Below are 20,553 nucleotides of genomic sequence, written 5' to 3'. Positions count from 1 at the left end.
TGCCGAATCGTCGGTGGTGTTCTCCGGACCAGGGGCCGGCCCGTGGGCAGGAGCCCAGGATCCCTCAGTCCGCACCGGACTGGACGACCAGCAGCATCGTGCCCTCGGGATCACGGACGTAGGCGACGGTCTCGCCCCACGGCATGGCCTCCGCATCGACAGGCACGGCCGCACCGGCCCGGCGGGCGGCGTCGAGGACGGCCGGAAGGTCCTCGACGTAGACGCACAGGTCCACCGCGTGGCCGGTCGCGGGCAGCGGGGTGTCGCCGTACCGTGCCGCCGTGGTGCCGACGCCCAGGCCCAGCTGACCGTCTCCCACCCGCAGGACGAGGAAGACCGGCTCTCCCGTCCCGGGGAACCGGTACGTCTGCACGGCGTGGAACACCTCTTCGTAGAAGGCCCCGGTGCCGACCAGATCCGCACAGTTGACGATGGGGAACAGCTCCTGCCCGGTCATGGTCCGACAGTACCGGGATGTGCTCTACTCGGTCGCATGAGCGGTGACTCCCTGCCCGAGGTCCCCACGGCCGACGACTTCCGCGCACTGGCGCGCAGCTCGCCGTGGCGGTTCACCACCGTGCACTTCACCCACCGGCGGCAGCGGGACGCCGGGAGCACTCCGGACGGCGAACCGGTCGAGGCCTGGCTCGACCGGCGGCTCGGCCGTGTGGTCGTCCGCTCCTCCGGGGGCGTCGAGGTCGCCGAAGGGCCTCCCTACGGTGCGGCGGTGAGTCTGGTGACCTGCGACGACGACGCGGAGGGCGCCGTTCCGTCACCGCCGCCGCCGGAGCCGGAGGTGGTGCTGCGCCCGGACGGTCTGGTCGCCCGGCGCCCGGAGGACTGGCACTTCGACCACGGTGATCCGATGTGGCAGGACTACCGGTGGACGGCCATGCTCGACCCGGCCGAGCTGAGCCGGGGAGTGGACGTCAGCGAGGTCGTCGCCACGACACTGCGGGGCCGCCTCACCTGGTCGGCCGCCTGCCGGCCGCTACTCGGTGCCGGCGAGGACAGGGAGAACGGCTACACCCCGCGGTGCGGGTGCTGCCCTCTGCTGGACAGTGCCGCCAGCCGGATCCACGAGTACGGCCGTGAGGACCCGACCCTCACCAGCGGCGACCTCGCCACGGTCTACCGCGTGCACCTCGACGTGCAGACGGGCATCGTCGTGGACATCACCCCGCTGGACGGCCTCGACGGCACCGGCCTCAGCAACGAGCTCCACGCCGTCGACGCACCGCTGGACCCTCCGCCGCAGGGACCGGAGCAGCCGGGCCGCCCTGCCTGAGGCGGCCGCCGTCGAGGACCTCGTGGACCGGGCCTGACCCGAGGGCACGGCGCGGCCGAGGGCCTCGACCCTCCGGTCACCGCCGCGAGGCGCGCCGGCCCAGGAGCCAGCCGGCGCAGAAGGCCCACAGGACGAGCCCGGCCACCACACCGGCCCACCCCGCCGTGGCCTCCGGGGTCACCAGGGTCATGGCCGGGAACGCCGCGTCGCCCGGCGAGGCTTCCGCGAACCACCCGAACGACGCCTCCGCCGGGTGGAGCAGCACCAGCAGCGCCCCGCCCAGCACCAGGAGACCGCCGAGACACGCCAGGACCACCCACCAGGGCGGCATCCGGCGAGGCGGAACGGACGGAGGGACGGCGGGGCCGGCGGCGTTCATGGTCCGACCCTACGGCCGGTGCGCCGCCCGTCCACAGCACCCCGCCGCGACACCGTGTCGTGCGTCGTCGTCGCCCGTCCCCCCTGCGGCCTGGGGGGACGCGCGGACCGCCCGCCCCAGGCGCACCCGGGTGCCCGCCGCCGCCGGGGCGCAGACCATAGGATGGAGCGCATGTCCAGACCCCACGTGCGCCTGCTCGGCCAAGGCATCCGGTACCTGACCACCCTGCGCGGCGGAGGCTCCGCCTTCCCCGGCCTCGTGATGGAGCGGCTGCACCCCGGGTTCGTGGCCGAGGAGCTCGCGAAGCTGCCGCACGGCGTGGTGCTCATCAGCGGCACCAACGGCAAGACGACCACCACCAAGATGGCCGTCCAGCTGCTGCGCTCGCAGGGCTACAGGGTCTTCACCAACCGCACCGGCTCCAACTTCGTGCGCGGCGTGGCCGCCGCCCTGCTCGGGGAGATGAGCCTCACGGGCCGCCTCGACGCGGACGTCGCCGTGCTCGAGCTCGACGAGGCGCACGCCGTGCACTTCGTCAAGCAGGTCAAGCCCCGCCACGCGCTGCTGCTCAACGTGATGCGCGACCAGCTCGACCGCTTCGGCGAGATCGACACCACCCGGCGGATGCTCGCCCAGATCGCGGCGGCCACCACGGGCACCGTGGTCCTCAACCGGGAGGACCCCCGGATCGTGTCCCTCGCGGAGCACGTCCCCAAGGGCACGCAGACCCGCTGGTTCGGGCTGTCCGCCCCGCTGCGGCCCATGTTCCCCTCCGACGACGACATGCGCTCGGCCGGCGGTCCCGACGCCGAGGCCGACCACGAGGCGGAGCTGGCGCCCCGGCCGGCCGCCGACGTGGAGCTGACGTCCTTCGAGGCGAACCGGGTCCGGCTCACGGTGGGCGGGGAGGCCGTCGAGACCACCGTGGAGCTCTACGGCGTCTACAACATGTACAACGCGGCGGCCGCGCTCGCGCTGGCGCTCGCCGTGGCCGGCCCCGACGCGGACCGCGCCGCGCTGGTGGACGAGCTCTCCCGCGTCACCCCCGCCTTCGGCCGCGGGGAGACCATCACCGTGGACGGCCGGCCGCTGCAGCTGCTGCTCGTGAAGAACCCCGCCGGGTTCCGCCTCTCGCTGGCCTCGGCGCGGCCGGGCGACTACGCCACGATGATCGCCATCAACGACGAGTACGCCGACGGCCGCGACGTCTCCTGGCTGTGGGACGTGGACTTCCACTCCCTGCGCTCCGGCGGCGTGGACGTGGTCTCCGGCACCCGGGCGTGGGACATGGCCCTGCGCCTGGACTACGACGAGGTCGCGGTGCGCGAGGTGGTCCCGGGCCTCGGCGACGCCCTGCGGCGCTTCGTCGCCGGGGCCGGGGACCGGCCGATGCGCGTCTTCTGCACCTACACGTCCATGCTCGAGCTGCGCCGGGAGCTGTCCCGCGTGGCCGAGGTCGCCGAGATCTGAGCGGAGCCCCCGTGACCGACCGCACCGTCCACCTCGTCCAGCTCTACCCCCGGGACATGAACATCTACGGGGACTGGGGCAACACCCTCACCCTCAAGCGCCGGCTGGAGAAGTACGGCTACGCCGTGCGGCTGAGCGACCACAACCCCGGGGACCCGTTCCCGCCCGACGCCGACCTGCTGGTGGGCGGCGGCGGCCAGGACTCGGGGCAGTTCCGGGTCCAGGAGGACCTGCAACGGATCGCCCCCGAGCTGCGGGCCATGGCCGCCGACGGCGTGCCCATGCTCGCGATCTGCGGCCTCTACCAGCTCTTCGGCCACGAGTTCCGCACCGGCGCCGGCGAGACCCTGCCCGGCATCGGCATCCTCGACCTGACCACGGTGGGCGGGCCCACCCGCCTGATCGGCAACATCGTGCTGGAGTCCCCGGAGTTCGGGACCGTCGTCGGCTACGAGAACCACTCCGGGGTCACCCGGCTCGGCCCGGACCAGACGCCGCTGGGACGGGTGCTCAAGGGCGCGGGCAACAACGGCGAGGACGGCACCGAGGGCGCCCGCGTGCACCACGTGGTGGGCTCCTACCTGCACGGGTCGATGCTGCCCAAGAACCCCGCCGTGGCCGACCACCTCATCCGCGCCGCCGTGGAGCGCCGGCTCGGCGTCTTCGACGCCGCACCGCTGGACGACACCCTGGCCGAGCGGGCCCGGGAGGTCGCGCAGGCCCGGCCCCGCTAGGGCCCCGGCCGGGGCGGCGCGCACCCGGTAGAATGGACCGGGACTTCTCCGGCCCGTCCCGGCCACCGCCGGGGCGGGCCGTGCCGGGACGACGCACGACGCGTCCCGGCCGACCGCGAACGACTTCCCGAGGAGGGACGCATGTCAGGACACTCCAAGTGGGCCACGACCAAGCACAAGAAGGCCGCGATCGACGCCAAGCGGGCGAAGGCCTTCGCCAAGTACATCAAGGGCATCGAGGTGGCCGCGCGCATGGGCGGGCCCGACACCGCGGGCAACCCGGCGCTGGACCTCGCCGTGTCCAAGGCCAAAAAGAACTCGGTGCCGGTCGCGAACATCGACCGCGCCGTCAAGCGCGGCGCCGGCCTGACCGGTGAGGTCGTCGACTACACCGAGATCCTCTACGAGGCCCGCGGCCCGCAGGGCACGGCGCTGTACATCGAGTGCCTCACCGACAACAAGAACCGCGCCGCCTCCGAGGTGCGCGTGGCCGTGACCCGCAACGGCGGCACCATGGCCGACTCCGGCTCCGTGGCGTTCCTCTTCGAGCGCAAGGGCGTCGTGGAGGTCACCCGCACCGACGGGCTGACCGAGGACGACGTCCTCATGGCCGTCCTGGACGCCGGCGCCGACGAGGTCGTGGAGCAGGAGGACGTCTTCGAGGTCGTCTCCGAGGCCACCGACCTGCCCGCGATCCGCGCGGCCCTCGACGAGGCCGGGCTCGAGTACAACAACGACGACCCGCAGTTCCGCCCGAGCATGCTCGTGGAGCTCGACGCCGAGGGCGCCCGGAAGTTCCTGCGCCTCGTCGACGCCGTCGAGGAGCTCGACGACGTGCAGAACGTCTACGCCAACGCGGACATCCCCGCCGAGGTCCTGGCCCAGCTCGACTCCGAGGACTGACCACGGCCACGCAGCGGATCCTCGGGGTGGACCCCGGACTGACGCGGTGCGGGTTCGGCCTGATCGACATGGCCGGCAACCGCACCGCGTCCTTCGTGGACGTCGGGGTGGCCGGCACGGACGCCGCCGACCCGCTCGACGTGCGCGTGCTGCGGATCTGGGAGGCCACCGAGCGGTGGATCGAGCGCTACCGTCCCGACGCCCTCGCCCTGGAGCGGGTGTTCGCCCAGACCAACGTGAACACCGTCATCGGCACGGCCCACGCCTCCGGCGCCGTGATCGCCTCGGCCGCCCGCCACGGCGTGCCGGTGGCCTGGCACACCCCGTCCGAGGTCAAGGCCGCGGTGACGGGGGAGGGGCGGGCCGACAAGGCGTCCGTGGCCCGCATGGTGGTGCGCATCCTCCGGCTCGACGAGGCGCCCCGGCCCGCCGACGCGGCCGACGCCCTGGCCATCGCCATCTGCCACGGCTGGCGCGGCGGCGGCACGGGCGTGGACGCCACGGCCCGGACCGAGACGCACCAGGGCGCCCGCCCCCTGGCCGCCGCCCGCTCCGGCATGACCCCCGCCCAGCGGGCCTGGGCCGAGGCGGAGCACCGCGCCAAGCGGGGCGGGCGCCGCTGAGCCGGCGCCCACTGCTAGAGTGGTCGTCATTCGTAGATCTGTTCGATCGACCGTGCACGGCCCCCGCCGGGCACGAGAAGGAGTTGCGCGGTGATCGCGTCCATCACGGGACAGGTCGAGCACGTCGGCCTCACCACCGCCGTCGTGGCGGTGGGCGGGTTCGGCGTCCAGGTCCAGGCGACGCCGGAGACCCTGTCCGGCCTGCGGATCGGCGGGGAGGTCCGGCTCGACACGGCGTACGTGGCCCGCAAGGACGAGTCCCCGCTGCTCTTCGGCTTCCGCAGCCCCGCCGAGCGCGAGGTCTTCGAGATCATGCTCGGCGTGAGCGGCGTGGGCCCCCGCACGGCGCTGGCGGTGCTCTCCGTGCTCGGCCCGGACGCCGTCCACCGCGCCATCGCGCAGGGGGACGCCAAGGCGTTCACCACCGTCCCCGGCATCGGCCCCAAGGGCGCCCGCCGGATCGTGCTGGAGCTGGCCGACAAGCTCATCGTCCCGGACCGTCCCGCCCAGCCGGCCCCCGCCGCCCCGATGGAGCCGTGGCGGGAGCAGGTGCTCGAGGCCCTCGTGGGCCTGGGCTGGAACGAGAAGGACGCCGCCCGGGGCATCGCCGACGCCCTCTCCGGCCGGGAGGAGCTCGCCGCCTCCGGTGACGTGCCCGCGATCCTGCGCACCGTGCTCGGGTGGCTCGGCGCGGCCAAGGCCGGGCCCCGGGTCCCGGCGGAGCGAGGGGCCTGAGCGTGGCCCGCGACGACGGCGCCGCCGTGAACTCCCGGGACCGGCTGGTCTCGGGGGAGGACGAGCCCGACGAGAAGCAGCTCGAGTCGGCGCTGCGGCCCGCGAACCTCGACGAGTTCGTGGGGCAGAAGCGGGTGCGCCAGCAGCTGTCCCTGGTGCTCGAGGCCTCGCGGCTGCGGGGCCGCTCCGCCGACCACGTCCTGCTCTCCGGTCCTCCCGGGCTGGGCAAGACGACCCTGGCCATGATCATCGCCGAGGAGATGGGCGCGCCCCTGCGGATCTCCTCCGGCCCGGCCATCCAGCACGCCGGCGACCTCGCCGCGATCCTGTCCTCCCTGACCGAGGGGGAGGTGCTGTTCCTCGACGAGATCCACCGCATGTCCCGGCCCGCCGAGGAGATGCTCTACATGGCCATGGAGGACTTCCGGGTGGACATCGTGGTGGGCAAGGGCGCCGGCGCCACCTCCATCCCGCTGGACCTGCCGCCGTTCACCCTGGTGGGCGCCACCACGCGGGCCGGCCTGCTGCCGGGCCCGCTGCGCGACCGCTTCGGCTTCACCGGCCACCTCGAGTTCTACTCCGTGGAGGAGCTCGAGCTCGTGCTGCGCCGCTCCGCCGGTCTCATGGACCTCGCGATGACCGCGGAGGGCTTCGCCGAGGTCGCCTCCCGCTCCCGGGGCACCCCGCGCATCGCCAACCGGCTGCTGCGCCGGGTGCGGGACTGGGCGCTGGTGCACGGCATCCAGCGGATCGACGCCCGCACCTCCTCCGCGGCCCTCGACATGTACGAGGTGGACACCCGCGGCCTCGACCGGCTGGACCGCTCGGTGCTCGAGGCGCTCGTGACGAAGTTCGGCGGCGGGCCGGTGGGCCTGTCCACCCTGGCGATCGCCGTGGGGGAGGAGACGGAGACGGTCGAGACCGTGGCCGAGCCCTACCTGGTCCGCGAGGGCCTGCTCGGCCGGACCCCCCGGGGCCGGATCGCGATGGCCGCCGCCTGGGACCACCTGGGCCTGCGCCCGCCCGAGCACGCGGCGTTCAAGGACCCCGGGCTGCGGGCCGCCTTCGGCGGCACGGCCGCGGCCCCGGCCGCCGAGGACGTCCCGCCGCTGTTCGAGGACTGAGCGCGGCCGCAGACCCGGGGGCTGCCTCCCGGGTGCCGTCCAGGACGCTGACGGGCCGGATCACCTACCATGGTGAGGACACCCACCACCGATCGAACGGAAGTCCGTGAGCCCGCTCCTCCTCGTCCAGTCCCTCCCCGCCCAGGCCGCCCAGCCCACGGGAGGCAGCACGGCCTGGCTGCTGCCCCTGATGCTCGTGGCCATGGTGCTCCTGCTCTGGCTGCCCATGCGCCGACAGAAGAAGGCCGTGGCCCAGGTCAAGGAGAAGCAGGCGGCCATGGGCCCCGGCACCGAGGTCATGACGAACTACGGCCTCTACGGCACCGTGCGCTCGATCGACCGGGACACCAACAAGGTGGTCCTCGAGATCGCCCCGGGCACCGCCGTGACCGTGCACCTGCAGACCGTCACCACGGTCGTCGAGGACGAGGCGGCCCCCGCCGCCGAGACCGAGGCGGCGCCGTCGGTGGTCGAGCCCGACGCCCCCGGCGCGGGATCGACCCCGGTCGAACCCCTCGACGACGACGCCCGGCGCGAGCCCGGGCAGCGCAACGACTGACCCCCCACACGGGACGACGGGCCGACCACTGGTCGGCCCGTTCCCATGCACAGGCCCGGCCTCACCGGGCCGTCGTTCGTAAGGAAGACCATGGCACTGACCACACGCAAGACCCCCGCTGACCCGGGGCCCGCCGCCCCGGACGGCCCGTCCGGGCGGGGCGGCTCGACCGCGCCGGCGCGCTCGGGGGTGCGGGCCGCCCTCTCGACCGCCCGGCGGTCCCTGATCGGGCTGGCCGTGCTGCTCGCCCTGCTGGCCGGGCTCCTGGCCTGGGGCGCGGGCACCGACCGCACCGGCTGGGGCCCCAAGCTGGCCCTGGACCTGGAGGGCGGGACGCAGATGATCCTCTCCCCCTCCCTGCAGGGGGAGGACGCCGGCCAGGAGATCACCGCCGAGCAGCTGGACCAGGCCGTCGAGATCATCCGCCAGCGCGTCGACGGCTCGGGCGTGGCGGAGGCGGAGATCGCCACCCAGTCCGGCAACAACATCGTGGTCTCCATGCCCGGCGTGCCCTCCGCCCAGACCCGCGAGCTCATCCAGACCTCGGCGCAGATGAACTTCCGCCCCGTGCTCACCACCGCCGCGGCGGAGCCGGTGCCCGAGGACCAGCGCGTCGCCGAGGACGAGGTGCCCGAGCCCACGGCCGAGCCCACCGACGCCTCCGACCCGAACTGGATCACCCCGGACCTGTTCCGGGAGTTCGAGGAGGCCGACTGCACCGTGCCGCAGTCCCCCGAGGAGCGGGAGGCCCAGGACGCCGACGCCCCGACCATCGCCTGCGAGCCCGAGACCGGCACCAAGTACCTCCTGGGCCCGGTCGAGATCCAGGGCACCGGGATCGAGGACGCGTCCTACGGGACGGCGCAGAACTCCACCGGGGTCTCCCTGAACCAGTTCGCCGTGAACCTGCAGTTCGGCCCCGAGGCCACGGACACCTTCCGGGAGCTCTCCGAGCGGCTCTACGGCATCGGCAGCGCCACGCCCGGCGACCCCCGCAGCCAGTTCGCGATCCTGCTCGACGGCCAGGTGGTCTCCGCCCCGTCGATGAACGCCGTGATCTCCGACGGCCAGGCCCAGATCACGGGTCAGTTCACCGAGGAGCAGGCGCAGTTCCTGGCCGAGCAGCTCAAGTACGGCGCGCTGCCCATGAGCTTCGACATCCAGTCCGAGCAGCAGATCTCCGCGACCCTGGGCGCCGACCAGCTGCGGATGGGCATCATCGCCGGGATCATCGGCCTGGTGCTCGTGTGCGTGTACTCGCTCTTCCAGTACCGGCTGCTGGGCCTGGTGACCATCAGCTCGCTCGTGGTCGCGGGCGTGCTCACCTGGCTGGCGATCACGCTGCTGGGCTGGTCCGCGAACTACCGGCTGTCCCTGGCCGGCGTGGCGGGCCTGATCGTGGCGATCGGCCAGACCGCCGACTCGTTCATCGTCTACTTCGAGCGCATCCGCGACGAGATCCGCAGCGGCCGCTCCATCCCCGCGGCGGTCGACCACGGCTGGCAGCGCGCCCGCCAGACCGTGCTCGCGTCCAAGGCCGTGAACCTGCTGGCCGCGGCGGTGCTGTACTTCGTGGCCGTGGGCAACGTGCGCGGCTTCGCCTTCACCCTCGGGCTGACCGCGATCGCCGACCTCCTCGTCGTCTTCCTCTTCACGCACCCGGTGATGGTCATGCTCGCCCGCACCCGCTACTTCGGCGGCGGCGGGAAGCACTCGGGGCTCAGCCCCGAGGCCCTCGACGCGGTGCCCCTGTACCGGGGTGCCGGACGGCTGCGCGAGCCCTCCGCGGAGCACGACGGGCTGACCATCGCCGAGCGGCGCCGGCGCGCGGGACGGACCGCGCCGCAGGACCCCCCGCCCGCGGCGGCACCGGACGGCGCGCCGGTCGGCGCGCCGTCGTCCGCCGCCCGCACCCCCGAGGAGAATGCCTGATGTCCCGGTTCGCAGATTTCGGCAACGCCCTGCACAGCGGGCGCACCTCCTACCCCTTCGTGGGCCGGGCCGAGCGGTGGCTCGCGATCGTGGGCGTCCTCGTGCTGCTCTCCCTGCTCGTGCCCGTCGCCAAGGGCGGCTTCAACCTCGGCATCGACTTCACCGGCGGGTCCGAGTTCACCGTGTCCGCCGTGGCCGACCCGGACATCGAGACCGGCCAGCAGGCCGTCGCCGATTCCTCGGACGCCGCGGAGGTCGAGGTCACCAACATCGCCCCGGAGACCGTCCGGGTGCGCACCGAGCAGCTCGACGACGACCAGACGCTCGCCGTCAAGGACGCCCTGGTCGAGGCCTACGGCGTGAGCGAGCAGGAGGTCACCTCCAACTTCGTGGGGCCCACCTGGGGCGCCGGCGTCACCAGCCAGGCACTGCAGGGCCTGGTGGTCTTCGTGGTCCTGGCCACCGCCCTGATGGCCCTGTACTTCCGCACCTGGAAGATGTCCGTCTCGGCGATCGCCGGCATGCTCGCCTCGGTCGCGATCACCGCCGGGATCTACTCGCTCGTGGGCTTCGAGGTCACCCCCTCGGCGGTGATCGGCTTCCTCACGGTGCTCAGCTACTCGCTCTACGACTCCGTGGTGGTCTTCGACAAGGTCCGGGAGAACACCGAGGGCCTGCTCGACGGCACGGCCCCGCCGGAGCGGGCCGGACGGAAGTACTCCGACCAGGTGAACCTCGCCGTCAACCAGACGCTCGTGCGCTCGATCAACACCTCTGTGGTCGGCATCCTGCCGGTGGGCTCGATCCTGTTCATCGGCTGGCTCGTCCTGGGCGCGGGCACCCTCAAGGACCTGTCCCTGTCCCTGTTCGTCGGGATCATCGTGGGCACCGCCGCCACCCTGTTCGTGGCCGCGCCCCTCTACGCGCTGCTGCGCCGCGGGGAGCCCGCCATCCAGGAGCAGGAGGCCCGTGCAAGGGCGTCCGCCGAGCGTGCCGCCGAGGAGGCGCTCGCGCACTAGACTGTAGCCACCGTAGGGCGGGCCGTGCAGGTGCGGACCGCCACAGCAGCACACGTCGGACCCGGACCGGGGACGAGGACAGGGGCGGCGGCCGCACGGCCGCCGCCCCGCGTGCATCGATTGGGAAGGAAGTCCCGGCCATGAGCTCGTCCGACGACGGGGCCGTCCCCACGGGCCAGAGCGCCGCACCGACGCCGCCGCGCCGCTCGGACATGGCCGGCACCCACTACGTGGTGCCCGCGTCCCGGCCGATGCTGGGCCGGGCCGTGTTCCCGGGCCGCAGCGACCGCACCCGCTCGAGCCTGTCCTACCTCTCCGGCCGGCCCATGGACCACTCGCCGATCCTCGAGCCGCTGCTGCACACCGTGCGCGCCACCCACCCCGAGGAGGACCTCGAGGTCCTCCAGCGCGCCTTCAAGGTCGCCGAGAAGTGCCACGAGGGCCAGAAGCGCAAGAGCGGCGACCCCTACATCACCCACCCCGTGGCCGTGACCACGATCCTCGCGGAGCTCGGCATGACGGGCGCCACCCTGGTGGCCGCCCTGCTCCACGACACGGTCGAGGACACGGACTACACCCTGGAGCAGCTGCGCGCCGAGTTCGGCGACGAGGTCGCCGCCCTCGTGGACGGCGTGACGAAGCTGGACAAGGTCCAGTACGGGGACGCCGCGCAGGCCGAGACCGTGCGCAAGATGATCGTGGCGATGGCCAAGGACATCCGCGTGCTCGTCATCAAGCTCGCCGACCGCCTGCACAACGCCCGCACCTGGCGCTTCGTCTCCCAGACCTCCTCCTCGAAGAAGGCGCGCGAGACCCTCGAGATCTTCGCCCCGCTGGCCCACCGGCTCGGGATGAACACCATCAAGTGGGAGCTCGAGGACCTCGCCTTCGCGGCGCTCTACCCCAAGGTCTACGAGGAGATCGTGCGGATGGTGGGGGAGCGCCAGCCCCAGCGCGAGCGGTCGCTGGCCAAGATCCGCGAGCGGATCGCCCTGGACCTCTCCGAGGCCGGCATCGAGGCGACCATCACCGGCCGCCCCAAGCACTACTACTCGATCTACCAGAAGATGATCGTGCGCGGGAAGGACTTCGACGAGATCCAGGACCTGCAGGCGGTCCGGGTCCTGGTGAGCACGGTGCGCGAGTGCTACGCGGCCCTGGGCGCCCTGCACGCGCGGTGGCGGCCGCTGCCGGGGCGGTTCAAGGACTACATCGCCATGCCGAAGTTCAACATGTACCAGTCACTGCACACCACGGTGATCGGCCCGGACGGGCGCCCCGTGGAGATCCAGATCCGCACCCACGAGATGCACCGCCGCGCCGAGTACGGCGTGGCCGCGCACTGGAAGTACAAGGACCAGGCCAACCAGGCGAACTCCGCGACCCCGAAGGCCATGGAGGGGGACCTCGCCTGGCTGAGCTCGCTCGTGTCCTGGCAGGAGGAGACCCAGGACTCCTCCGAGTTCCTGGACTCCCTGCGCTACCAGATCAACACGTCCGAGGTGTACGTCTTCACCCCCAAGGGCGAGGTCATGGCCCTGCCCGCCGGCTCCACGCCCGTGGACTTCGCCTACGCCGTGCACACCGAGGTGGGGCACAAGACCATCGGGGCCCGGGTCAACGGCAAGCTCGTGCCGCTGTCCTCGGAGCTCCAGCACGGGGACTGGGTGGAGGTGCTGACCTCCAAGTCCGAGCACGCCGGACCGTCCCAGGACTGGCTGAAGTTCGTGCAGTCCCCGCGGGCGCGCAACAAGATCCGCCAGTGGTTCTCCAAGGAGCGCCGCGAGGAGGCCATCGAGAAGGGCAAGGACGCCCTCACCCGCGCCCTGCGCAAGCACCACCTGCCCCTGCAGCGCACGCTCACCCAGGAGTCCCTGCTCGCGGTGGCGCAGGACTTCCACCGCACCGACATCAGCTCCCTCTACGAGGCGATCGGCTCCGACGTGGTCAGCGCCCAGGACGTGGTCGCGAAGATCGTGGGCGACCTCGGCGGGGCCGACGGCGCGGAGGAGGACTTCGCGGAGACCACCATCGCCACCCAGCCGGTGCGCCCGCGCGTGTCCGACTCGGGGGTGACGGTCCAGGGCGCCTCGGACGTCTACGTCAAGCTGGCCCGCTGCTGCACCCCGGTGCCGCCGGACGAGATCATGGGCTTCGTCACCCGCGGCGCCGGGATCTCCGTGCACCGCAAGGACTGCGCCAACATGCTCGCCCTCACCTCCACCGAGCGGGTGGTCGAGGTCGAGTGGGCGCCCACCCAGTCCAGCGTGTTCCTGGTCGAGATCCAGGTGGAGGCCCTGGACCGCAAGTCCCTGCTCTCGGACGTGACCCGGGTGCTCTCCGAGAACCACGTCAACATCCTCTCCGCGTCCGTGCACACCTCGAAGTCGCGGCTGGCGATCTCCCGCTTCGCCTTCGAGATGGGCGACCCCCGCTACCTGGACCACGTGCTCAACCAGGTCCGCCGGATCGACGGGGTCTACGACGTCTACCGCACCTCGGGCAACCGCCCCATCTCGGAGCCCTCCGGCCGGTGAGCCGCCCGGCCGCCCCGTCAGCGCAGGGGGCGGCCGATGGCCCGGGCGGCGCGGCGGACCCGCAGCAGCGCCGCCTGCCGGCCGGGCATCCGCTCGAAGCTCTCGAGCGCGGCCTGCACCAGCGGGGGCGGGCAGTGCAGGTGCGGGGCGTGCATGAGCTTCTCCAGGGCCGCGGTCCCCTCTTTTCCCGGCACGTGCAGGGCCAGGTCCACCGCGGTGCGCAGCGGCGTGGTGACGTGCACCGGCCCGGCGTCGTGGACGTCGTAGCCGCCCAGCGTGACCTGGTGCAGCGCCAGGCCCTCCGGCACGGGGGACATCGTGGTGCGGCGCAGCTTGTCCAGCAGCACCGGCAGGATGCTGGGGCGCCCGGCGCAGTCGTAGAACCACGCGGCGGAGAGCCGCCCGAGCACCCCGCGCCGCAGCAGGTGGGGCGGCAGCTGCGCCTCGAGCGCCGCGACCTTCACCGCCCGGGTCACCGGGCGCCCGCGCAGCACGTGCGCCTCCAGCACCACGGGCACGAGCACTCCGTCCGTGACGAGGGCCGAGAGCTCGGCGCGCGAGAACGGCCGTGCGGGCAGGTACAGGGTGTCGGGGTGCCAGGGCGGGGCGTCCATGGGCCCACTGTCGTCCACGGCCGCGGCACGGGAAAGGCCCCGCGGCGCGCTGTGGACAGCGCGGCCGCGGGGCCCTCCGGTGCGTCCCGGGTCAGCGCAGGTCGGCCGCCGATCGGCGCAGCGTCTCGAGCCACTGGCGGCTGGTGGCGAGCTCGCCCTCCAGCTTGGCCGCGCGCTTGGTGTCCCCGGTGGCCTGCGCCCGGGCCAGCGCGTCCTCCTGGTCCTCGATCTTCGACTCGAGCTGGGTGAGCATCGAGTTGGACCGTGCCTTCGTCTCCGGGTTGGAGCGCTGCCACTTCTCGTCCTCGACCTGGCGCACGGCGTCCTCCACGGTGCGCAGCTCGGCCTCGACCCGGCGCATGTGGGCGCGCGGGACCTTCCCCGCCTGCTCCCACCGGTCCAGGATGTCGCCCAGGGCGCGCTTGGCGGCCTTGAGGTCCGTGACCGGCAGCAGCGCCTTCGCCTCGGCGAGCAGCTGCTCCTTCACGGCGAGGTTGCCCTCGAACTCCTCGTCGATCCGGTCGTTGTCGGCCTTGCGCGCCGCGAAGAAGGTGTCCTGGGCGGCGCGGAACCGTGCCCACAGGGCGTCGTCGTCCTTCTTGGAGGCACGCTTGGACTCCTTCCACCGGTCCATCAGACGGCGGTACTCCGCGGCCGTGGCGCCCCAGTCGGTGGAGCCGGACAGGGCCTCCGCCTCGGCGATGAGGGCCTCCTTGGCCTTCTTCGCCTCGGAGTTGTCGGCGTCCAGCTGCGAGAAGAACGCCCGGCGGTGCCGGTCGAACGTGGTGCGCGCCGTGCGGAACCGCTTCCACAGGGCGTCCTCCGCGGCCCGGCCCAGACGGATGCCGGACTTCTGGTGGGTCTTCCACTGGTCGAAGAGCTCCGCCATCCGGGCCGAGGACTGCTTCCACTGCGTGCGCTGCGGGTCCTGGGCGGCGATCTGCTCCGCCTCCGCCACGATCGCCTCCCGGGCCGCGACGTTCTGGGCGCGCTGCGCCTCGTGGGCGGCCCGCTCGGCGGCCTCGAGCTCCCGGATCGCCGGGCGCAGGGCCTCCAGCCGGGACTCGAGGGCCTTGACGTCCCCGAGCATCTTGCGCTGGCCGACCTGCTCGGCGAGGTGGTCCACGGTGCTCTGCATGTCGGCCGAGGGCGCGCCCGCGGCCACGCGCTGCTCGAGCAGCGCCACCTGCGCCTCGACGTCGTCGAACTTCCGGGCGAAGTAGCCCAGCGCCTCGTCCTCGGTCGCGTCCGGGAACTGGCCGCAGAGGACCTCCTCGCCGTCGACGACCACGTAGACGTGCCCGTCCTCCGTGACCCGCCCGAAGGCCCGGGCGCGGGCCACGGACTCCGGGGAGGCGAGGGCCGGCGCCGCCGGGGCCGCGGCCGGGGCCGCCGGGACGGCCGCGGGCGTGGGAGCCGGGCCGGGGGAGGCCTGCGCCGGCGCCGCGGGGGCGCCCGGCCGGGGGACCCCCGGCTTCGGCACGGGTCCCGGGGCGGGGACGGGGCGGGGCGTGGGCTGGTCGTCGGATTCGAGACGTTCTGTCACCGCTGGAACTCTTTCGCTCTCGCCGGGTGCCGACCCCGGGAGCGTGCCCCGCGTCGTCGCCCGGCTTCGGACAATCGTCCTGCCCATACTACCGAGGCCGCCTGCTCCGGCCGCCGGGCGCTCCCCGGTGCCCCTGCGCCGCGCCCGGCGGGGCTCCGGACGGGGGCAGAGCGCGGGGCCGGGTCCAGGGCCGGTCCGGGTCCGGTCCGGGCGGGGCTTTGGGCCGGGCGCGCGGGGATCCCTAGGATGAGTGCGGAACCGTCGGGCCCGTCCGGGCCGGCCGTCCACCCGTCCCGCCGCCGATCCACCCGAGGAGCACGTCCCCATGGCCCGCAAGACCTCCCTGTCCGGTTTCCCCGAATGGCTTCCGGAGGAGCGTCTGGTCGAGCTGCACGTCCTCGACGTCCTGCGGGAGAGCTTCGAGCTGCACGGCTTCTCCTCGATCGAGACCCGCGCCGTCGAGACGGTCGGCCAGCTGCTGCGCAAGGGCGAGATCGACAAGGAGGTCTACGTCGTCTCCCGGCTGCAGGAGGACGAGGACGCCGCCCCCGCCGAACGCGGTGACGACCAGCTGGCGCTGCACTTCGACCTCACCGTGCCCTTCGCCCGGTACGTGGTGGAGAACGGCGGGCACCTCGCCTTCCCGTTCCGCCGCTACCAGATCCAGAAGGTGTGGCGCGGCGAGCGCCCCCAGGAGGGCCGGGCCCGCGAGTTCACCCAGGCGGACATCGACGTGGTGGGCGACGGCGCGCTGCCGTTCCGCTACGACGTGGAGCTCGCGCTCGTGATGATCGACGCCCTGTCCAAGCTTCCCATCCCGCCGTTCGTGCTGCGCGTCAACAACCGCAAGCTCGCCGAGGGGTTCTACCAGGGCATCGGGCTGCAGGACACCGCCGGGGTGCTGCGCAACATCGACAAGCTCGAGAAGATCGGCCCCGAGCGGGTCGCCCAGGCCCTGTGCGACGAGGTCGGCGCCACCCCCGAGCAGGCGCAGGCCGCACTGCAGCTGGCGGCGATCCGCACCGAGGACACCTCCTTCGTGGAGCAGGTCCGCACGCTGGGGGTGAACACCCAGCTGCTCGAGGAGGGGCTGCGCGAGCTCGCCGAGGTCGTGGGGGAGGCCTCCCGGCGCGCCCCCGGCACGGTGGTCGCCGACCTCTCGATCGCCCGCGGCCTCGACTACTACACCGGCACCGTCTACGAGACCGTGCTGGTGGGACACGAGCAGCTGGGCTCCGTGTGCTCCGGCGGCCGCTACGAGTCCCTCGCGTCCACCGGCAAGAAGACCTACCCCGGCGTGGGCCTGTCCGTGGGCGTCACCCGGCTGGTCACCCGCATGCTGTCCCAGGGGATGGCCGCGCCCTCCCGCAAGGTCCCCACCGCGGTGCTGATCTCCCTGGTGGACGAGGAGTCCTGGTCCTCGGCCCAGGACGTGGCCCAGCAGTTGCGCGAGCGCGGCATCGCGTGCGAGGTCTCGGCGAGCGCGGCCAAGTTCGGCAAGCAGATCAAGTACGCCGAGCGCCGCGGCATCCCCTACGTGTGGTTCACGGTCCGCGGCGAGGACGGCTCGCTCGCCCACGAGGTCAAGGACATCCGCTCCGGCGAGCAGGTCTCCGCCGACCCGGCCTCCTGGTCCCCGCCGGCCGAGGACCTGCGCCCGGTCGTGCGCGCCGCGGGCTCCTGACCGGCGCGGGGGAGGTCAGGGCCGCCGGGACAGCACCAGGGCGCGCCCGGCCAGGCCCACGGCGAAGACCCCGAGCATCGTGACCACGGACTGCCACGGCAACGTGAACGCCAGCACCAGGCAGCCGGCCAGGCCGAGCGCGTTGACCGCCCGGGGCGCCCACCCCGGGCGCTGCCGGAGGGTGAGCGCGGAGAGGTTCGCCAGCGCGTAGTAGACGAGCACGCCGAAGCTCGAGAAGCCGATGACCGTGCGGACGTCGCCGACCAGCACGAGCACCACCACGAGCCCGGCCACGGCCAGCTCAGCCGCCCACGGCACCCGGTGCCGCTGCGACACCGCGCCCAGCGGCCCCGGGAGGTCCCGCTCGCGGGCCATGGCCAGGGCCGTGCGCGAGATCCCGGCGACCAGCGCCAGCAGCGCCCCCAGCGTGGCCAGGGCGGCGGCCGCGGTGACGACGACGGCGCCCGCGGTCGCCGGCCCGGCCGCCCAGCCCGCCTCGCGCACCACCGTCAGGAGCGGGGCGGCCGACGCCGCGAGCCGGTCGACGCCGAGGAAGCGCAGCAGCCCGAGGCCGAGCAGCCCGTAGAGGAGCAGCGTGAACGCCAGCGCCCCCAGGACGGCCCGGGGGATGGTGCGGGCCGGGTCCCGGACCTCCTCGCCCATGGTGGCGACCCGGGCGTAGCCGGCGAAGGCGAAGAACAGGGTGCCCGCCGCCGGCAGCACGCCCCAGCCGGTCCCGTCCCACCCGGGGCCGTCCCCCGCAGGGGCCCCGCCCGCAGTGGGGCCGGTGCCCGAGAACAGCAGCACGACCACGGCCAGCAGGACCACCAGCACCGGGGCGACCAGCAGCTTCGTCAGCCGGGCGGTGCGGGTGACCCCGCCGAGGTTCACCGCCGTGAGACCGAGGACGGCGGCCACGGCGAGCAGCCGCGCCCCGGCGTCGTCGGCCCCCGTGTGCTCCGCGGCGTAGAGGCCGAAGGTCAGCGCCATCGCCGCCGCGGACGCGGTCTTGCCGGTCACGAAGCCCCAGCCGGCCACGAAGCCCGGCCACGGGCCCAGCTGCCGGTTCGCGTACACGTACGTGCCGCCGGAGGCGGGGTGGACGGCGGCCAGCTGGGCGGTGGAGGTGGCGTTGCACCAGGCGACCACCGCGGCCAGCAGCAGCGCCAGCGGCAGCCACCGGCCGGCGAACCCCGCGGCCGGGGCGAAGGCCACGAACACCCCGGCGCCGACCATCGAGCCCACCCCGATCACCGTCGCGTCGAGGGTGCCCAAGCGGCGGGCGAGGGCCGGGTGGCCGGGGGAGGTGCTCATGGTCGTCCTGTCGTCGTCCCGGCGGCGGAGGCCCGGGCTGTAAACTCGTGCACGGAACGAGAGTAGGGGTCCCCGGTGAATCCTGGGGAAACGCGCCGCGGGCGCGGCCCCGTCCGCACCTCCCGAACAACGAAGGGTTTTTCAGTGCTGCGCACCCACAACCTCGGCGCCCTGCGCGCCGAGCACATCGGAGAGACCGTCACGCTGGCCGGCTGGGTCGGCCGGCGCCGCGACCACGGAGGGGTGGCCTTCCTGGACCTGCGCGACGCCTCGGGGGTCGCCCAGATCGTGGTGCGCGACGAGGCGGACTTCCACCACCTGCGCAACGAGTTCGTCCTGCAGGTCACCGGCACCGTGGAGCGCCGCCCCGAGGGCAACGACAACCCGGCGCTGGCCACCGGCGAGGTCGAGGTCATGGCCGAGACCGTGACCGTGCTCAACACCGCCGCCGCGCTGCCCTTCCAGATCGACGAGCACGTGGAGGTCGGCGAGGACGCCCGCCTGCGGCACCGCTACCTGGACCTGCGCCGCCCGGAGCCGGCCCGCATCATGCGCCTGCGCTCCGACGCCAACCGGGTGGCCCGCGAGATGCTCCACCAGGACGGGTTCACCGAGGTGGAGACGCCCACCCTGACCCGCTCCACCCCCGAGGGCGCCCGCGACTTCGTGGTCCCGGCCCGCCTGGCCCCGGGCTCCTGGTACGCCCTCCCGCAGTCCCCGCAGCTGTTCAAGCAGCTGCTGCAGGTCGGCGGGATCGAGAAGTACTACCAGATCGCCCGCTGCTACCGGGACGAGGACTTCCGCGCCGACCGCCAGCCCGAGTTCACCCAGCTCGACATCGAGGCCTCCTTCGTGGAGCAGGACGACGTCATCGCCCTCGGCGAGCGGATCGTGGCCGCGCTGTGGAAGCTCATCGACGTGGAGATCCCCACCCCCATCCGCCGGATGACCTACGCGGAGGCGATGGCGAAGTACGGCTCCGACAAGCCGGACCTGCGCTTCGGCCTCGAGCTCACGGAGCTGACCGAGTACTTCCAGGACACCACCTTCCGCGTGTTCAAGGCCCCCTACGTGGGCGCCGTGGTCATGCCCGGCGGGGCGTCCCAGCCGCGCCGCACCCTGGACGCCTGGCAGGAGTGGGCCAAGCAGCGCGGGGCCAAGGGCCTGGCCTACGTCCTCGTCGGCGAGGACGGCACTCTCACGGGACCGGTGGCCAAGAACATCACCGAGGCCGAGCGCGAGGGCCTCGCCGCCGCGACCGGCGCGCAGCCCGGGGACTGCATCTTCTTCGCCGCCGGCGAGAAGAAGTCCTCCCGCGCGCTGCTCGGCGCGGCCCGCGTGGAGATCGGCCACCGCACGGGGCTGATCGACGAGGACGCCTGGGCGTTCGTGTGGATCGTGGACGCGCCCCTGTTCGAGTCCGCGGCCGAGGCCGTCGAGTCCGGCGACGTCGCCGTGGGCGCCGGCCAGTGGACCGCCGTGCACCACGCGTTCACCTCGCCCAAGCCCGAGTTCCTGGACACCTTCGACCAGGACCCCGAGCACGCCCTGGCCTACGCCTACGACATCGTGTGCAACGGCAACGAGATCGGCGGCGGCTCGATCCGCATCCACCAGCAGGACGTGCAGCGGCGGGTCTTCGAGGTCATGGGCATCGGCCGGGAGGAGGCCGACGAGAAGTTCGGGTTCCTGCTCGAGGGCTTCAAGTACGGCGCGCCCCCGCACGGCGGCATCGCCTTCGGCTGGGACCGCGTGGTCGCCCTGCTGGCCGGGACCGACTCCATCCGCGAGGTCATCGCGTTCCCGAAGACCGGCAACGGGTTCGACCCGCTGACCGCCGCCCCGGCGCCGATCACCCCGCAGCAGCGCCGGGAGGCCGGGGTGGACGCCAGGCCGGGGGCGAAGCAGGACGAGGACCTGAAGGCCGAGAAGGCGGCCGCGCACTAGGCCAGGGCCCCATCGGGCCGGGTCCGCCCGCTCCGGGCGGGCCCGGCCCGATGTGCTCCCGGTGCGCCGGTGCTCGGTCCGGCAGCAGCACGGCGGTGCCGAGCCCCCGCCGCAGGCCGATCCAGCTTGCGCCCCCCGCGACCGG

Annotated in this window: 18 protein-coding genes; 13 read left to right on the top strand and 5 right to left on the bottom strand. The window is 73.5% G+C overall.

The window, feature by feature from the left end:
* Nucleotides 1-64: 64 nt before the first annotated feature.
* A complete protein-coding gene (locus tag RF640_RS14050) occupies nt 65-457 on the bottom strand; it encodes a glyoxalase/bleomycin resistance/extradiol dioxygenase family protein (protein ID WP_017832254.1) in 393 nt (130 codons plus the stop codon).
* 36 nt (nt 458-493) lie between these two features.
* Between RF640_RS14050 and RF640_RS14045 the strand changes: the two genes are divergently transcribed.
* A complete protein-coding gene (locus RF640_RS14045; protein ID WP_109222668.1) occupies nt 494-1,288 on the top strand; it encodes a hypothetical protein in 795 nt (264 codons plus the stop codon).
* A 76-nt stretch (nt 1,289-1,364) separates the two neighbouring features.
* Here the strand turns inward: RF640_RS14045 and RF640_RS14040 are convergent, their stop codons facing one another.
* The gene (locus tag RF640_RS14040; protein WP_126350178.1) at nt 1,365-1,667 is read right to left on the bottom strand and encodes a hypothetical protein; all 303 of its coding nucleotides are present in this window, start codon (nt 1,665-1,667) and stop codon (nt 1,365-1,367) included.
* 162 nt (nt 1,668-1,829) lie between these two features.
* On the opposite strand from RF640_RS14040, the gene RF640_RS14035 reads away from it, so the two are divergent.
* From RF640_RS14035 to RF640_RS13990, 10 genes are all read left to right on the top strand, one after another.
* A complete protein-coding gene (locus tag RF640_RS14035) occupies nt 1,830-3,137 on the top strand; it encodes a MurT ligase domain-containing protein (RefSeq protein ID WP_368828185.1) in 1,308 nt (435 codons plus the stop codon).
* Nucleotides 3,138-3,148: 11 nt separating this feature from the next.
* Nucleotides 3,149-3,871 carry a glutamine amidotransferase gene (locus tag RF640_RS14030; RefSeq protein ID WP_336649448.1) on the top strand — a complete coding sequence of 241 codons (723 nt, stop codon included), beginning with the start codon at nt 3,149-3,151 and terminating at the stop codon, nt 3,869-3,871.
* A gap of 141 nt (nt 3,872-4,012) precedes the next feature.
* The gene (locus RF640_RS14025) at nt 4,013-4,774 is read left to right on the top strand and encodes a YebC/PmpR family DNA-binding transcriptional regulator (protein WP_035928571.1); all 762 of its coding nucleotides are present in this window, start codon (nt 4,013-4,015) and stop codon (nt 4,772-4,774) included.
* 26 nt (nt 4,775-4,800) lie between these two features.
* The gene (gene ruvC / locus RF640_RS14020; RefSeq protein WP_232035300.1) at nt 4,801-5,397 is read left to right on the top strand and encodes a crossover junction endodeoxyribonuclease RuvC; all 597 of its coding nucleotides are present in this window, start codon (nt 4,801-4,803) and stop codon (nt 5,395-5,397) included.
* Nucleotides 5,398-5,487: 90 nt separating this feature from the next.
* On the top strand, nt 5,488-6,132 hold the full coding sequence (ruvA, locus tag RF640_RS14015) for a Holliday junction branch migration protein RuvA (protein ID WP_176338222.1): 645 nt from the start codon (nt 5,488-5,490) through the stop codon (nt 6,130-6,132).
* A gap of 2 nt (nt 6,133-6,134) precedes the next feature.
* The gene (gene ruvB, locus RF640_RS14010; protein WP_052133035.1) at nt 6,135-7,256 is read left to right on the top strand and encodes a Holliday junction branch migration DNA helicase RuvB; all 1,122 of its coding nucleotides are present in this window, start codon (nt 6,135-6,137) and stop codon (nt 7,254-7,256) included.
* 106 nt (nt 7,257-7,362) lie between these two features.
* Nucleotides 7,363-7,815: a preprotein translocase subunit YajC gene (gene yajC, locus RF640_RS14005; protein ID WP_095650942.1), complete on the top strand. Its 453-nt coding sequence runs from the start codon at nt 7,363-7,365 to the stop codon at nt 7,813-7,815.
* A gap of 90 nt (nt 7,816-7,905) precedes the next feature.
* The gene (gene secD / locus RF640_RS14000) at nt 7,906-9,747 is read left to right on the top strand and encodes a protein translocase subunit SecD (RefSeq protein ID WP_368828184.1); all 1,842 of its coding nucleotides are present in this window, start codon (nt 7,906-7,908) and stop codon (nt 9,745-9,747) included.
* Nucleotides 9,747-10,766 (top strand): protein translocase subunit SecF, encoded by a 1,020-nt coding sequence (secF, locus tag RF640_RS13995; protein ID WP_368828183.1) that lies wholly within the window; start codon nt 9,747-9,749, stop codon nt 10,764-10,766. Before secD ends, secF begins: the two co-directional genes overlap by 1 nt.
* A gap of 251 nt (nt 10,767-11,017) precedes the next feature.
* Nucleotides 11,018-13,303 carry a bifunctional (p)ppGpp synthetase/guanosine-3',5'-bis(diphosphate) 3'-pyrophosphohydrolase gene (locus RF640_RS13990; RefSeq protein WP_229587174.1) on the top strand — a complete coding sequence of 762 codons (2,286 nt, stop codon included), beginning with the start codon at nt 11,018-11,020 and terminating at the stop codon, nt 13,301-13,303.
* A gap of 17 nt (nt 13,304-13,320) precedes the next feature.
* On the opposite strand, the gene RF640_RS13985 is transcribed toward RF640_RS13990, so the two are convergent.
* Both RF640_RS13985 and RF640_RS13980 read right to left on the bottom strand, forming a co-directional pair.
* Nucleotides 13,321-13,917: a type IV toxin-antitoxin system AbiEi family antitoxin gene (locus RF640_RS13985; RefSeq protein WP_368828182.1), complete on the bottom strand. Its 597-nt coding sequence runs from the start codon at nt 13,915-13,917 to the stop codon at nt 13,321-13,323.
* 91 nt (nt 13,918-14,008) lie between these two features.
* A complete protein-coding gene (locus RF640_RS13980) occupies nt 14,009-15,463 on the bottom strand; it encodes a DUF349 domain-containing protein (RefSeq protein ID WP_244915754.1) in 1,455 nt (484 codons plus the stop codon).
* 325 nt (nt 15,464-15,788) lie between these two features.
* Between RF640_RS13980 and hisS the strand changes: the two genes are divergently transcribed.
* Nucleotides 15,789-17,147: a histidine--tRNA ligase gene (hisS, locus tag RF640_RS13975; RefSeq protein WP_368828181.1), complete on the top strand. Its 1,359-nt coding sequence runs from the start codon at nt 15,789-15,791 to the stop codon at nt 17,145-17,147.
* A gap of 15 nt (nt 17,148-17,162) precedes the next feature.
* On the opposite strand, the gene RF640_RS13970 is transcribed toward hisS, so the two are convergent.
* Nucleotides 17,163-18,461 (bottom strand): APC family permease, encoded by a 1,299-nt coding sequence (locus RF640_RS13970; protein ID WP_368828180.1) that lies wholly within the window; start codon nt 18,459-18,461, stop codon nt 17,163-17,165.
* Between the two features lie 144 nt (nt 18,462-18,605).
* On the opposite strand from RF640_RS13970, the gene aspS reads away from it, so the two are divergent.
* Entirely contained in the window at nt 18,606-20,408 is a 1,803-nt protein-coding gene (aspS, locus tag RF640_RS13965) for an aspartate--tRNA ligase (protein ID WP_368828179.1), read from the top strand.
* The last annotated feature ends 145 nt before the right edge of the window (nt 20,409-20,553 follow it).

It is taken from the genome of Kocuria sp. CPCC 205231, from assembly GCF_040980965.1.
Classification (GTDB): domain Bacteria; phylum Actinomycetota; class Actinomycetes; order Actinomycetales; family Micrococcaceae; genus Kocuria; species Kocuria rosea.
The sequence above is the reverse complement of the archived record's forward strand: the minus strand, read 5'-3'. Positions and strand labels throughout refer to the sequence as shown.

Bases quoted from the DNA above. Each gene is read 5' to 3' on its own strand.
- RF640_RS14050 (WP_017832254.1), bottom strand. From the start codon at position 457: ATGACCGGGCAGGAGCTGTTCCCCATCGTCAACTGTGCGGATCTGGTC.
- RF640_RS14045 (WP_109222668.1), top strand. From the start codon at position 494: ATGAGCGGTGACTCCCTGCCCGAGGTCCCCACGGCCGACGACTTCCGC.
- RF640_RS14040 (WP_126350178.1), bottom strand. From the start codon at position 1,667: ATGAACGCCGCCGGCCCCGCCGTCCCTCCGTCCGTTCCGCCTCGCCGG.
- RF640_RS14035 (WP_368828185.1), top strand. From the start codon at position 1,830: ATGGAGCGCATGTCCAGACCCCACGTGCGCCTGCTCGGCCAAGGCATC.
- RF640_RS14025 (WP_035928571.1), top strand. From the start codon at position 4,013: ATGTCAGGACACTCCAAGTGGGCCACGACCAAGCACAAGAAGGCCGCG.
- secD (WP_368828184.1), top strand. From the start codon at position 7,906: ATGGCACTGACCACACGCAAGACCCCCGCTGACCCGGGGCCCGCCGCC.
- secF (WP_368828183.1), top strand. From the start codon at position 9,747: ATGTCCCGGTTCGCAGATTTCGGCAACGCCCTGCACAGCGGGCGCACC.
- RF640_RS13990 (WP_229587174.1), top strand. From the start codon at position 11,018: ATGCTGGGCCGGGCCGTGTTCCCGGGCCGCAGCGACCGCACCCGCTCG.
- RF640_RS13985 (WP_368828182.1), bottom strand. From the start codon at position 13,917: ATGGACGCCCCGCCCTGGCACCCCGACACCCTGTACCTGCCCGCACGG.
- hisS (WP_368828181.1), top strand. From the start codon at position 15,789: ATGGCCCGCAAGACCTCCCTGTCCGGTTTCCCCGAATGGCTTCCGGAG.
- RF640_RS13970 (WP_368828180.1), bottom strand. From the start codon at position 18,461: ATGAGCACCTCCCCCGGCCACCCGGCCCTCGCCCGCCGCTTGGGCACC.